Origin of the sequence: Alkalibacterium iburiense (assembly GCF_039521845.1) — a bacterium.
Taxonomy (GTDB): Bacteria; Bacillota; Bacilli; order Lactobacillales; family Carnobacteriaceae_A; genus Alkalibacterium; species Alkalibacterium iburiense.
In genome coordinates this window covers 1-13,887 of the sequence record NZ_BAAACW010000121.1, presented here as the reverse complement: position 1 = coordinate 13,887, position 13,887 = coordinate 1, and the positions used below count along the sequence as shown (strand labels likewise).

Annotated in this window: 11 protein-coding genes; all 11 read left to right on the top strand. The window is 34.6% G+C overall.

What is annotated here, in order from left to right:
* Positions 1-443 precede the first annotated feature (443 nt).
* Complete coding sequence (locus ABDZ53_RS09820) at positions 444-1,103, top strand: DUF5110 domain-containing protein (RefSeq protein ID WP_343756042.1); 660 nt, start codon at positions 444-446, stop codon at positions 1,101-1,103.
* 367 nt (positions 1,104-1,470) lie between these two features.
* A complete protein-coding gene (locus ABDZ53_RS09815; RefSeq protein ID WP_343756040.1) occupies positions 1,471-2,550 on the top strand; it encodes a Gfo/Idh/MocA family protein in 1,080 nt (359 codons plus the stop codon).
* A gap of 1 nt (position 2,551) precedes the next feature.
* The gene (locus ABDZ53_RS09810) at positions 2,552-3,301 is read left to right on the top strand and encodes a sugar phosphate isomerase/epimerase family protein (protein WP_343756037.1); all 750 of its coding nucleotides are present in this window, start codon (positions 2,552-2,554) and stop codon (positions 3,299-3,301) included.
* Positions 3,298-4,020: a ThuA domain-containing protein gene (locus ABDZ53_RS09805; protein ID WP_343756035.1), complete on the top strand. Its 723-nt coding sequence runs from the start codon at positions 3,298-3,300 to the stop codon at positions 4,018-4,020. The genes ABDZ53_RS09810 and ABDZ53_RS09805 overlap by 4 nt, the downstream gene beginning before the upstream one ends.
* A 33-nt stretch (positions 4,021-4,053) precedes the next feature.
* The gene (locus tag ABDZ53_RS09800) at positions 4,054-5,022 is read left to right on the top strand and encodes a sugar phosphate isomerase/epimerase family protein (protein ID WP_343756033.1); all 969 of its coding nucleotides are present in this window, start codon (positions 4,054-4,056) and stop codon (positions 5,020-5,022) included.
* A gap of 14 nt (positions 5,023-5,036) precedes the next feature.
* Positions 5,037-6,110, top strand: coding sequence for a Gfo/Idh/MocA family protein (locus ABDZ53_RS09795; RefSeq protein ID WP_343756031.1), 1,074 nt, complete (start codon positions 5,037-5,039; stop codon positions 6,108-6,110).
* A gap of 564 nt (positions 6,111-6,674) precedes the next feature.
* Complete coding sequence (locus tag ABDZ53_RS09790; protein WP_343756029.1) at positions 6,675-8,552, top strand: glycoside hydrolase family 13 protein; 1,878 nt, start codon at positions 6,675-6,677, stop codon at positions 8,550-8,552.
* A 402-nt stretch (positions 8,553-8,954) separates the two neighbouring features.
* Positions 8,955-10,241, top strand: a complete 1,287-nt coding sequence (locus tag ABDZ53_RS09785) for an extracellular solute-binding protein (RefSeq protein ID WP_343756027.1) — start codon at positions 8,955-8,957, stop codon at positions 10,239-10,241.
* A gap of 190 nt (positions 10,242-10,431) precedes the next feature.
* Positions 10,432-11,763 (top strand): carbohydrate ABC transporter permease, encoded by a 1,332-nt coding sequence (locus tag ABDZ53_RS09780; RefSeq protein WP_425541704.1) that lies wholly within the window; start codon positions 10,432-10,434, stop codon positions 11,761-11,763.
* A 6-nt stretch (positions 11,764-11,769) separates the two neighbouring features.
* Positions 11,770-12,627, top strand: a complete 858-nt coding sequence (locus tag ABDZ53_RS09775; protein ID WP_343756025.1) for a sugar ABC transporter permease — start codon at positions 11,770-11,772, stop codon at positions 12,625-12,627.
* A gap of 250 nt (positions 12,628-12,877) precedes the next feature.
* Positions 12,878-13,696 (top strand): hypothetical protein, encoded by an 819-nt coding sequence (locus ABDZ53_RS09770; RefSeq protein WP_343756023.1) that lies wholly within the window; start codon positions 12,878-12,880, stop codon positions 13,694-13,696.
* Positions 13,697-13,887: the final 191 nt, after the last annotated feature.

Below are 13,887 nucleotides of genomic sequence, written 5' to 3'. Positions count from 1 at the left end.
TGAAATAGTTGTCAAGATTTAAAATGTTAACGGTAACATTGAAAAAGTAATTGTAATTGTAAAATAAATTCTATACAGTTGTCTTGTAACCACTTACATAATATTTGATTCATTGTTCACAATGTTGCACTGCTTAATACAATAAGTTTAAAAAGTTTTTGCGCTTTACTTTAGCGCTAAATAGAAGGAGAGGTTAGTATTTTATTACAATCGTTCTATTATTATAGTCAAGCTATAGGGACATGTTCTATATGTAGAAATAATTTTTTATCATAGTTTATCAATAATTGAAGGGATGTAAGATATGATGTAACAGTTCCGCTTTTTACCAATACAGATACTACATAGAGCAATAGCATTGTTCTTAGTTCACACTATGCAATCATTAATGAGTTTGGAGCAGTATAGTTTGTAAATACGTGCGTTACCGCGGTGGTCGTTTGATGGATGTGTACCGCTCGTTAGATTCCGTTCCTGTTTTTGCCAAAGCTGGTGCAATCATTCCAATGGATACAGATGTAAAAAATAGCGTAGACATTCCAGAAGCTCTTACTGTCAAGGTGTTTGCTGGAGCAGATGGATACTTTAGCTTATATGAAGACAGTGGAGAGACAGCGGAATTTGATGGGGCTAAAACCTCCATGACTCTAAAGTGGAAGAACAATGATTCATCTGCTGAGTTTTTGATACAGAAACCAGAAGGCGATTTATCAGATTTGCCGCAAGAAAGACAGATTACTATTGAGTTTGTTGGATTTTCATCAAAAGAAGAACCTCAAGTTAAGGTAAATGGAGAAGATAAACCAGCTACTGTTGATACAACCAATCAAGGATTAAAAGTGACTTTACCGAATCTGCCGACTGAATCAGAATATGTTGTGTCATTTAAGAGTATTGAATTGAAAGAAAATAATGTGAAAGAAAGAATTGAAACACTACTGGATGAAGCACAAATAGATTTTATTGTAAAAGAAAAAATTGATCGCATCATTTTTGAAGAGGATAATAGTCAGGTAGTACTGGGGCACTTACTTGCCTTAAACCTAGACACGGATCTAATTAAAGTATTAGGAGAAATTTTGTTAGCTGCTCCAGTTCAATAAAGAAGACAAATATACATGAGTAGAATGCTATAAATTTCCACTAATACTTATTTACTCTTTAGGTAGGATCAAATTATATAATCTAAAAGAAGAGATAGTAATAAATAATTGAACTCCTTAATTTTAGTGAGTTGATACTAATAACAAGTAATTTAAGGAGTTCTTTTAAGGTGATTACTGAAGTTATATTGAGCACCATCTCTAGTGTTACTAGAATATAACTGTAAAAGCAATTTGTATATGTAAATATTAATTTCAGAAATATCATACTTCAATCCAATAGTTTTATGTATTAAAGTTACGGCTTTGCTTAGCACTAAACTATAAAAAGAAGTATACAATTAACCTTAATGAAAGGAAGTTTCGAATGTTAAAAATAGGAATAATCGGCTGTGGAGGTATTGCAAACGGGAAGCATTTACCAGCCCTAGCAAAACTAGAAGATGTACAAATGGTAGCTTTTTGTGATGTGGTTGGGAGCCGTGCGGGAAGAGCAAGCGAAGAATACGGTGCTGAAGGATCAAAAGTTTATACTGACTATAAAGAATTATTAAAAGATGAGAATATTGATGTCGTTCATGTTTTAACACCAAATGATTCACATGCAGAAATCTCAATCGCATCAATGGAATCAGGCAAACATGTTATGTGCGAAAAACCAATGGCGAAAACGACTGAAGAAGCTAGAGCAATGATTGAGGCAATGAAAAGAACTGGGAAAAAATTAACCATTGGGTACCAAAATAGATTTAGAAAAGATTCGCAGTACTTAAAAACAATATCAGATAACGGAGAGCTTGGAGAAATTTATAATGCTAAAGCTCACGCGATTAGACGCCGTGCTGTTCCTACATGGGGTGTTTTCCTTGATGAGGAAGCGCAGGGTGGCGGACCACTTATTGATATCGGAACACATGCGTTAGATTTAACGTTGTGGATGATGGACAACTACAAACCGAGATATGTTGTTGGAAATACATATCATAAGTTAGCAAAAACTGAAAATGCGGCTAATGCCTGGGGACCATGGGATCCAAAAGAATTTACTGTAGAAGATTCTGCTTTTGGATTTGTTACGATGGAAAACGGTGCAACTATCTACCTGGAAGCTAGTTGGGCACTGAATTCATTAGATGTTAGAGAAGCTCAAACAACCTTACATGGAACAAAAGCAGGAGCTGACATGCAAAATGGTTTACGCATTAATGGAGAAGATAACGGGCACACGTTTGTAAGAAGTATTGATATGGAAACGGGTGGAGTTGATTTTTACGATAGTTCTGATGCAAGTCCTGAAGATTTAGAAGCTAGACTTTGGATTGACAGTATTATCAATGATACAGAACCTGTCGTCAAACCAGAACAAGCTCTTATAGTGACAGAAATATTAGAAGCTATCTATCAATCGGCTAAATCAGGAGAACCAGTATTCTTACAGGAGGGTTAGGATGAAGCCAGCGATTGCCTTACAGCTCTGGAGTATAAAAGATGACTGTGAAAGAAATTTTGATGATGCTATTAAAAACGTAAGAGACATGGGTTACGATGGTGTAGAATTTGCAGGGTATTATGGTAAAACAGCTGACGAAATTAACCAGTTGCTTACAGATACAGGATTGGAAATAGCAGGGTCTCATGTGCCATATGAGCATTTAAGAGAAGCGTTAGACGAAACACTTGATTTTGAAAAAGCCATTGGAAATACAAGAGTTGTTGTTCCGTTCGCAAGCTTCCAGACACTTGAGGGATGGGAAGGCTTTGCAAATGACCTTAACCGATTTTCCCAATCTGCCAGCAAACGAGGAATTGAACTGTATTACCATAACCATGCGCACGAATTTTCTGATATTGAAAATCAAGATATGTTGAGTTTTCTAAATAAAAATGTAGAAAGTCTGTATTATGAAGTCGATCTTTATTGGCTTTCTTACGCGGGGATAAATGAATTTGACTGGGTGGATGCACATAAGGAAGCGATTGGTCTTTTCCACTTTAAAGATAAGCAAGTAACCCCTGTTGAAAGCACTGAATTGGGTGCAGGCGTACTGCCGATTAAAAAGTATGTTGAAAAAGCTAAAGAATTACAAATGCCCTGGTTAATTGTCGAGCAAGAAGCGTTTCAAACTTTGACACCTTTAGAAGCAGCGCATCAAAATGTAAATAAACTGAAAGAAATAGTTGAGGAGGTTCATCAATGATAAATGTTACCGTATGGAATGAATACAGACATGAATTAAAAGATGATAAAGTAAGAGATGTTTATCCTGAAGGTATTCATGGACAAATAGCCAGTTTTTTATCTGAAGAAAATATTAAAGTTAAAACAGCAACACTAGATGAACCAGAGCATGGGTTGACACAAGAAGTTTTGGATAATACAGATGTTTTAATCTGGTGGGGTCATTTAGCACATGACGAAGTAGAGGATGACGTAGTGAACCGAGTACATGAACGCGTATTGGACGGCATGGGATTAGTGGTTTTACACTCTGCACATATGTCTAAGATTTTTATGAAATTAATGGGGACTAGTTGTGATTTGAAATGGAGAGAAGCTGAAGAAAAAGAACGCTTATGGGTTGTTAATCCGAGTCACCCCATCGCAGAAGGGGTTGATGAGACAATTGAATTAGTAGAAGAAATGTACGGAGAGCACTTTGATGTCCCGACTCCGGATGAACTTATTTTTATCGGTTGGTATGAAGGCGGGAATGTCTTCAGAAGCGGAATGACATATCGTCGAGGCAATGGGAAAATATTCTACTTCCAGCCTGGTCATGAAACGTATCCAACCTATCATCATAAACAAATTCAAAAAGTTATAAAAAATGGTGTTGAATGGTGTAACCCTACACCTCGTTCACGGCCAGTATATGGAAATAGCGACCCTTTAGAAGAAATCAAAGGTTTCGAGTAATAAAATAAAAACTAAAAAGAAAGGCTGGATAAAATGAAGTTAGGTGTATTTACTCCTTTATTTGCTAACTTGAGTTTTGAAGGAATGTTAGATCAGGTACAAGCAGCTGGTTTGGATGCTGTAGAGATTGGAACGGGGGGGAATCCTGGAAATCATCACTGTCCGACGGATGAGTTACTTGAAAGTGAAGAAAAAAGGCAAGCATACTTAGCGGAACTAGAAAAACGCAACTTAACTATTAGTGCCTTTAGTTGTCATAATAATCCCATTTCCCCTGATAAAGAAGAAGCTGAAGCGGGAGACGAAATTTTAAGAAAAACAATCAAACTAGCGTCATTAATGAACGTGCCAGTGGTCAACACATTTTCAGGAACAGCTGGTGATAGTGAAGAAGCTAAGAAACCTAATTGGCCAGTTATCCCTTGGCCTGAAGAATATACAGATGTTTATAATTGGCAATGGGAAAATAAACTGATTCCATACTGGAAGGAAATAGGAGAACTTGCAACAAAACATGAAGTGAAAATCGGTATTGAACTTCACGGTGGGTTTTTATGCCATACGCCTTACACAATGCTTAAGTTACGCGAAGCAACTTGTGACGCAATAGGTGTAAATCTTGATCCGAGTCATTTATGGTGGCAAGGTATCGACCCTGTAGCTGCGATTAAAATATTAGGTGAAGCAGGGGCGATCCATCATTTCCATGCAAAAGATACCTATCTCGATCAAGATAATATAAATATGTATGGTTTAACGGATATGCAACCATATGGGGATGTTAAAACGCGAGCGTGGACATTCCGTTCTGTAGGATGTGGCCATGACATGAAAGAGTGGTCAGATATGATTAGTGCTTTAAGAATGTATGACTATGATTATGTCATTAGTATTGAGCATGAAGATCCTCTTATGTCTATAGAAGAAGGGTTTAACCGCGCTGTATCTAATTTACAATCCGTTTTAATTAAAGATAAAACAGATGGTATGTGGTGGGCATAGAAAGGAGGAGTTGTTTGACTAAATTACAAGTAGCCATTGTAGGATATGGTGGAATGGGCAGTTTTCATGCCAAATTGATTGAAGAAAACCCAAATGTAACGGTATGCGGAACATTTGATATTTTAGATACACGTCAGAAAGTAGCTCAAATAGATGGCTATCGAGTTTTCGAAAGTTTAGAAGACATACTTTTTGATAACGAAGTCGATGTGGTTTTAGTGGCAACACCGAATGACTCTCATAAAGATCTATCTATAAAAGCGTTACAATCAGGTAAACATGTTATTTGTGAAAAGCCTGTAACATTAAACACGTCTGAATATTCTGAGGTATTAGAAGCTGCCAAAAAAGTGAACAGAGTCTTTATGGTTCATCAAAATCGTCGGTGGGATGAAGACTTTTTAATGATTAAAAAGCTATACACTGATAGAAAAGTGGGAGATGTTTTTCAAATCGAGTCCCGCGTTCAAGGGGCGAACGGTATTCCAGGAGATTGGCGCCATATGAAAGAGTTTGGTGGGGGTATGTTACTAGATTGGGGAGTCCATCTATTGGACCAAATTCTCACTTTAGTAAATAGTCCTTTAAAAAGTGTTGCAGCGGATCTCAGTTATGTCTTAGGGAATGGGGTTGATGATGGGTTTATGAGTCATCTGACATTTGAAAATGGTGTTAAAGCTATAGTAGAAGTTGGAACGACGAACTTTGTCAAACTCCCACGCTGGTACGTAAGAGGAACAGATGGTTCTGCAGTTATTCATGACTGGGGTGAAAAGGCTCAATTAGTTAAACGAAGTAATGTGCAAGGTGTAGAAAAACCAAAACCTATTCAAGCGGGCGCCGGGTTAACTAAAACAATGGCCCCTCCTTCAGAATTAGCTATCATAAAAGAAACATTCAATGAAACTGAAACAATGGAAGATTCATTTTATACAAACTTCTATAAAGTAGTGACCGAGCAAGCAATACCGATTGTAAAAAATGAAGAAGTGTTTCGTGTGATGAAGGTTATTGAAGCTATCTTTGAAGCAGCGGAAACAGAGTCTATTATTCATCTAGATAAGTATTCAAAAGCAGTAAGTATTTAAATGCTGCATACTATTATAATCAAGTTGTTGCGTTCAAACTAAAAAACAACTCTCTAAATGCCGGTTCTTCGTCAAAAGACGTTGGTGGAAAATAATAATCTATTTTATTGAAATACTTTTAGATAAGTTCTATGGCTCGCTTTAAGCGGTCATAGAACTTTTTTTTGGTTCTTTGTCAAATCGTGTTGGTCAGAAATCCCCAAGGTAGAAACGTAACTGTTTCTACCTTTTTTTACGCAATTATGGTTGTACAATAAATGACGTTGGTGAGATAGATACTCACTAACGTCATTTTTATGTAATCAGGGATAAAAATAGAAAACAAGTGAGTTTCTCCTTTAGGTGATGTTTTAGTCGCCTATTAATTCTACAGCCAAATTAACATCGGACGGGGATCTATTTATATGAACACTATTTCCTAAGTCTAGTAGCGTTAGCAGTAACTTAATATTTGTACATACTAAAATATTGATACCGGTAACATTAAATACTATATTGTATAGATATATGCAAGTGTTATGATAATATTGTAATCGGTTTATATAATATAGAGGAGTAGATCAAATGGACACAGCAGCGATTTATCATCGTGCAGAAAGTGAATATGCATATTTATATAAAAAGGGACATTATCATATTCGTATTAGGACTAAACTCGATGATGTAGAAACAGTTGAGCTATTGAGCGGAGATCCCTATTCTCATCATAGTGAGAAATGGTATCAAAATGGGAAAGAAATGCATAAAATAGCCTCTACAAATACACATGACTATTGGATGATTGATACACATGAGCCTACTAAACGTATGGCGTATGGGTTTCGAATTGTTGGAAAAGATGGTGTTGAGGTATTTCATTCTGATAAAGGAACATTCCCCTTCCGTGAATATTTTCTAAATAAAATTAAATATTATTTCCGTATACCTTATATACATGAAGTAGATGCATTTAAAGCGCCCGAATGGGCAAAGAAAACAATTTGGTACCAAATATTCCCTGATAGATTTGCAAACGGGGATACATCAAATGATCCTGAAGGAGTTCTACCGTGGGGAAGCAAGAAAAATCCTGAAAGAGATGATTTTTATGGTGGTGATTTACAAGGAGTATTGGACAACTTAGATTACTTAGAGGAGTTGGGGATTAATGGGATTTATTTTTGTCCTATATTTGAAGCACCCTCTAATCATAAATACGATACAATTAATTATAAAGAGATAGACTCGAGTTTTGGCGACAAAAAACTATTCAAAAAACTTGTTAAGGAAGCTCATAAACGAGGTATTCGTGTTATGTTGGATGCCGTGTTTAATCATGTAGGAATTTATTCTCCACAGTGGGTAGATGTATTGGAAAACCAAGAAAACTCTAAGTATAAAGATTGGTTTTATATAAATTCATTCCCTGTAGATGATATGAGAGGCAAAAGCTATGAAGAACTGACAAAAATTCCCAGGGTAAATTACGATACTTTTGGGTTTGAAGCACGAATGCCAAAATTAAATACATCTAATCAAGAAGTGCAAGAGTATTTATTAGATATCGCAACCTATTGGATTAAGGAATTTGATATTGATGCCTGGCGTCTTGATGTGGCCAATGAAGTTGATCACTACTTCTGGAAAAGATTCTTCCAAGAAGTCACTGAAATTAAAGAGGACATATATATACTTGGAGAAATATGGCACTCTTCGCAAAATTGGCTAAATGGGGATGAATTTCATGCTGTTATGAATTATTCAATGACAGATGCGATAGAAGAGTATTTTATAGACAAACTATCATCTCCATCTTTATTAGTATCCGGTATTAACAATCAGCTAATGATGTATCGTCAGCAGACTACAGAAGTAATGTTTAATTTACTTGATTCTCATGATACAGCACGTATCTTAACTAAAGCAAAAGGAGATAAAGATTCAGTTAAATCAGCATTAACATTTTTATATTCTCAATCAGGTGCACCTTGTATGTACTATGGAACTGAAATAGGACTAGATGGTGGTGACGATCCGGATTGTCGTAAATGCATGATATGGGATGAAGATAAACAGGATCAAGACATGCTTAATTTTTCAAAATCTTTAAATCGCTTTCGAAAAAAATATCAGTCTATTTTGACACACGGAGAAGCGGAATGGCACGAAGTAAGGGATGAAGAACAGTTTATTGGTTATAAACGGAAACTAGGTAATGAGCAGCTTTTATTCTTTTTCAATCAAGACAAAGAAGACGCATTTGTTTCATTATTACCAAGAACTGCAAAAAGAGTTTTTGGTCTGCATGATGTTGAGTTAGATGAAGAAGTTTTATTGAGTCATAATGGGTTTACAGTATATTATTATTTTGATAACGAAGAAGAAAGGCATGAACGTATTAAAAATAAACGTAAGAGAGCTAAAGAAAGAAAAGTTTTATTTGACGCTGTACAAAAAAAATAATACAAACTATTATGTGTGTAGACAAGAGATTTCTAGTATTATTAGCTATATCTGTATTGGTTGGTATAGTAGATTACTAGCCTTGCATAAATAGTTAGGATATTTGTAGTTAGAAATCTTTAGTAAGGTGATTTTAACAAGCTAAATAAAGAGTATTACTTTGTTTAAAGCTTGTAAGGTAGACTAATGAATGTAGCTGAGGTAGCAATCAGTTTAAATTGTGGAAGTGATTTCAACGAATGATACCGGTAACAATAAAAAATATATTGAAAAGTACAAATAATATTAGTATAGTTGTCTTGTAACCACTTTCATTAGTAGTTAAAGTAGTTATACAGGTTTATTACTTTGAGAATGGATATAGTAATGGAAACAACAAAATAGAAACTAGGAGGAATAAATATGATTAAATTACAAAAACTAGGTATCGTAGTCGGGTCCTTAATGGTATTAGCAGCTTGTGGTAACGGAGATACAGATACTAATGATGAAGTTACTGAAAACGGAACTGAAGGTAACGGAGAAACTGAACAGTTAAGTGGAACTATTGAAGTTGGAGTGGGGGAAAACTATACTGACTTCATTGCAGAAATTGCCCCGGCATTTGAAGAAGAATATGGTGTAGAAGTTATAGTTACTGAAAGAGATATGTTTGAAACTCTTGAGGCTTTAACTTTAGATGGTCCTGCAGGATTAGCTCCTGATGTAATACTCTCTCCATACGATCGCATTGGTGGATTAGGTCAACAAGGCCAATTAGCAGAGATTACTCTTCCATCTGATAGAAATGATGAGATTGACGAACAACAAGTAACTGTCGGAGGAACAACATATGGCTCTCCATTTGTAATTGAATCATTAGTAATGTATTATAATAGAGATTTACTAGACGAAGTTCCTACTACTTTTGAAGAATTGGAAGAATTAACAGAAGACGATAGATTCTCTTTCGCTGGAGAGCCCGGTACGAGTACAGCTTTCTTAGCTAACTGGGTGGATTTCTATAACTCTTATGGATTAATTTCTGGATATGGTGGATATGTATTTGGTAATGACGGAGAAGACCCATCAGATATTGGATTAAATACTCCGGGAGCTGTAGAGGGAATTGAATATGCTCAATATTGGTTCCAAGAAATATGGCCTGATGGAATGTTAGATGTTACCAGTGCAGGTAACTTTATAGATGATCAATTTATTCAAGAATCTGCAGCAGCTATTATCAATGGACCATGGGGCGCAAATAACTATGTAGAAGCAGGAGTTAATTTTGGAGTGGCACCTATACCAACATTGCCAAATGGAAACGCATATGAGCCATTTGCTGGAGGAAAAGGTTGGGTAATACCGTCTTACTCTGAAAATATTGATGCAGCACAGGCTTTTATAGACTTTGTTAACAATGAAGAAAATACGATGTTATTATATACTGATTATACTCGTGAGATTCCGGCCAACCAAAATACTAGAAATACCATTATTGAGGATGGAGAAGATGAGTTAGCGATTGCCGTTATTGAACAATATAATGATGCTGTTCCAATGCCTAATATTCCAGAAATGGCTGAAGTATGGCAAGGTGCAGAATCAATGATGTTTGATGCAGGATCTGGCAATCAAACTGCACAAGAAGCTGCAGACAATGCGGTAGAAGTAATTAAAACAAACATTGAACAAATTTATAATTAAATGTCCATAATTTAATTCATAATATATATCCGTGTAGATTTGATAATACACGGATATATATTTTTGGATATTAATTATTCATCTAAGTAACCTGTTAAAAAATCAGAGACATGTAAAAGTTTGATAGCTATATAGTAAACTCAACCAATTATAGTAGTTTATTCTATACCTAATCGAAAGGAAGATTATATTGAAATCAAATAGCAACAAAAACAGTATCTTTAGTGAAGGCGATAAGAAGTATATAAAAAAGTCTACTTTCTTGTCTATCATACCTGGGCTCGGACAATTAAATAACAAGCAATTTTTTAAAGGAGGATTATTCTTATCAATTTTTGCTCTATTCGTAGTAGAAATGTTGGTTTTTGGTATTCCTGCTTTAGAAGGCTTGATTACATTAGGAACTGATCCAGCAACAGATCATTCACTGTTTTTCTTAATTGAAGGTGCTCTTCAAATAATAATTACAATAATATTTTTAATTTTTCTTCTTGCAAATATCATTGATGCTCGTAAAGTCGCTAAGATGAGATGTATTAATCCAGAAAACGTAAATTATTCAGTCAAAGATATCCTAAACCATACATTAGATAATGGATTTCCTTATTTATTGACAATACCCGCTTACTTATTAATGGCTTTTTCTATAATATTCCCTGTATTAGTGACTATCTTTATAGCCTTTACTAACTATAATTTTCGAAATGTCCCCCCCGCCAATCTAATTGAATGGGTAGGTCTGGATACATTTAGAAATCTATTTGTTTTTAGTGCTTATAGAGATACATTTTTAGCAGTGTTCTCATGGACACTTATTTGGACATTTGCTGCGACTACTCTTCAACTAATTATAGGCGTATTTACGGCAATAGTAATTAATCAAAAAGGACTAAAATTTAAAAAATTATTTGGAGTTATTATGTTACTTCCTTGGGCAATACCTGCATTTATTACGGTATTGACGTTCTCAAATATGTTTAATCCAAGTGTAGGAGCTATTAATACACAAGTTATTCCTTTCCTCGATAGTATCCTTCCCTTTGTAGAATTAACGTCTGTACCCTGGAAAATAACACCTTTTTGGACGAGAATAGCAATCATTATGATACAAGGGTGGGTGGGTTTTCCATACATTTATGTCCTTACTTCAGGAGTAATCCAGTCTATTCCAGATGATTGGTATGAAGCTTCTGTTATGGACGGGGCTAGTGCCATTCAGAAGTTTAGATTTATTACATTGCCCCACATCTTTACAGTAGCTGCACCAATTTTTGTCACTCAATATACTGGTAATTTTAACAACTTTAACACTATCTATTTATTTAATGAAGGAGGACCAGGAAGTATTGGAAGTGGAGCCGGATCCACAGATATACTAATCTCTTGGATCTATAAACTAACTACTGGTACTTCTCCTCAGTATAACGTCTCTGCTGCAGTCACCTTAATTATATCGATGGTAGTTATCGCTTTGTCCATGTTTATATTCAGTAAGACTAAAGCCTTTGAGATGGGAGATTGATTTACAATGGCTAAAAAAAGAAAGTTAAGAACGCAAACAACAACCAATCGTTGGAAAAACTTATTTACTTATATATATTTGATAATATTGTCAGTTATAATAATCTATCCAATATTAATTACCGTTACATCTGCATTTAGAACAGGAAATATTATGGCATTTGATTTAAATTTTTCTGGACCCTGGTCTCTGAATAACTTTAGACGCTTATTCCAAGATACTTTATATGGTACATGGTATCTAAATACCTTGTATGTTGCTGGTGCTACTATGTTTGCGCAAGTAGCTGCAATCACGTTATCTGGTTATGCATACAGTAGATATAGATTTGTTGGTAGAAACCAGTCTATTAAGTTCTTCTTAATTGTACAGATGGTACCTACAACCGCTGCCTTAACAGCATTTTATGTAATGGCGTTGCTAGCTGGAGGGTTAAACTCACATTGGTTCTTGATTCTTATTTATATTGGTGGAGGTATTCCAATGAATACTTGGTTAATGAAAGGATACTTCGATACTATACCAATTGAATTAGACGAGTCAGCAAAATTAGATGGTGCAGGGCACTTAAGAATTTTTTGGCAAATCGTTCTACCGTTAGTAAAGCCAATGATAGCAGTACAAGCACTTTGGGCATTTATGGGTCCTTTCGGGGAATACATGCTAGCTAGATTCTTACTGAGAAGACCAGATTTATATACTGTTGCTATCGGTCTACAAACGTTTATAAATAATCCACAAGATCAGAGAGTTACTTTGTTTGCAGCAGGAGCAATCTTAATAGCTGTACCAATATGCCTTTTGTTTTTCTACTTACAAAGACATTTCGTTTCTGGTTTAACAGCTGGAGGTACAAAAGGATAGAATTTAAAATAGTACTACTTTGTGTTTTCTAAGAGTCACTAAATAATTATACAGAAAAGAGATGGTAAAGAGCTTTCAAAAACTTTATCATCCTTTTCGTATATTCCTCATTCTTCTATTAATAACGTTTGTCTTAAAAATTGATTTGAAACGTTATGATGTAATACGGTAGAAGTGGTTTGATTAAACAAATATTTAGATTTAAAAATAATACTAAATTTATTAATAAGACATTATAAAGGTTGGTTAAATGAAAAATGACAACAGCAAGTTCCCTTTTAATTACTTTTTGAGTACTATTACGCCTATTAGAGCATTTGCTAATAGAAATAATTTAAAGTGGTATCAAATAATAATAATAATAATATTCTTAAATAGCTTAATATCTATACCAATGACATTACACTACGCGACTGAAAATGTAGTAAATATTGAAAATTTATACCCCGAAGTTTTTGAATTAGTTAACGAGGAAACTGCTGCTATAATTAATCAATCAGAAACTGAAAATATTGTAGTTAATGATGACAGTGTTGTAGTGATTAATCCAAGCCAAAATTATGAAAATTATACAGAAGGTTTTAACACTTATTTAGTAGTTAGTGACGATGAGTTTATATTCACTGAGAGTGGTCAACCAGAAATAAGTATTTTTACTGACCATTTCTTTGAAAATACTGGAGAAGTCAATGCGGATATTATAGTACATGAAATTAATAGACTTTGGGAAAATCAAAATAGAGTTTTAATCGTCTTATTCTTTTCAATACTTATATCTTTAGCTACTCTAGCGATGCTTGTTTCATTGATTGCAGGATCAGCGTTCTTTATGTCTCTTACTAAAAAAAGTAAGGTAACAGATATCAATTCTTTCAAAGAATCCGTAATAATAGTTTTGAATAGCTTAGGAATTCCTACTTTAGTGGCTATGTTGATTGGGTTTATAGACTATAATATCATAACAATGATGACTATACAGATGTTAGGTTTAGTTATTATGATACTTACCATATATTATAAAACGCAATTTAAATCTATTGAGAAAAATTCTGAGTTAAACAATCGATAAATAAATATTAAACTATTGATTCATGGGCTGTTTAACGTAAGGCTTTAAACTAGAATTAATACATTAATGGTGCATCTTCTGCAAGGATGGATAATACCACTAACCTGAAGAAGAACATTATAACCTGAATAATTCATAGTTTTTCTAAAAAGCTTTATCAGTGTTGATTTTATCACTTTTATATTTGTTTG

Bases quoted from the DNA above. Each gene is read 5' to 3' on its own strand.
- ABDZ53_RS09810 (WP_343756037.1), top strand. From the start codon at position 2,552: ATGAAGCCAGCGATTGCCTTACAGCTCTGGAGTATAAAAGATGACTGT.
- ABDZ53_RS09770 (WP_343756023.1), top strand. From the start codon at position 12,878: ATGAAAAATGACAACAGCAAGTTCCCTTTTAATTACTTTTTGAGTACT.
- ABDZ53_RS09800 (WP_343756033.1), top strand. From the start codon at position 4,054: ATGAAGTTAGGTGTATTTACTCCTTTATTTGCTAACTTGAGTTTTGAA.
- ABDZ53_RS09790 (WP_343756029.1), top strand. From the start codon at position 6,675: ATGGACACAGCAGCGATTTATCATCGTGCAGAAAGTGAATATGCATAT.
- ABDZ53_RS09785 (WP_343756027.1), top strand. From the start codon at position 8,955: ATGATTAAATTACAAAAACTAGGTATCGTAGTCGGGTCCTTAATGGTA.
- ABDZ53_RS09820 (WP_343756042.1), top strand. From the start codon at position 444: ATGGATGTGTACCGCTCGTTAGATTCCGTTCCTGTTTTTGCCAAAGCT.
- ABDZ53_RS09775 (WP_343756025.1), top strand. From the start codon at position 11,770: ATGGCTAAAAAAAGAAAGTTAAGAACGCAAACAACAACCAATCGTTGG.
- ABDZ53_RS09815 (WP_343756040.1), top strand. From the start codon at position 1,471: ATGTTAAAAATAGGAATAATCGGCTGTGGAGGTATTGCAAACGGGAAG.
- ABDZ53_RS09805 (WP_343756035.1), top strand. From the start codon at position 3,298: ATGATAAATGTTACCGTATGGAATGAATACAGACATGAATTAAAAGAT.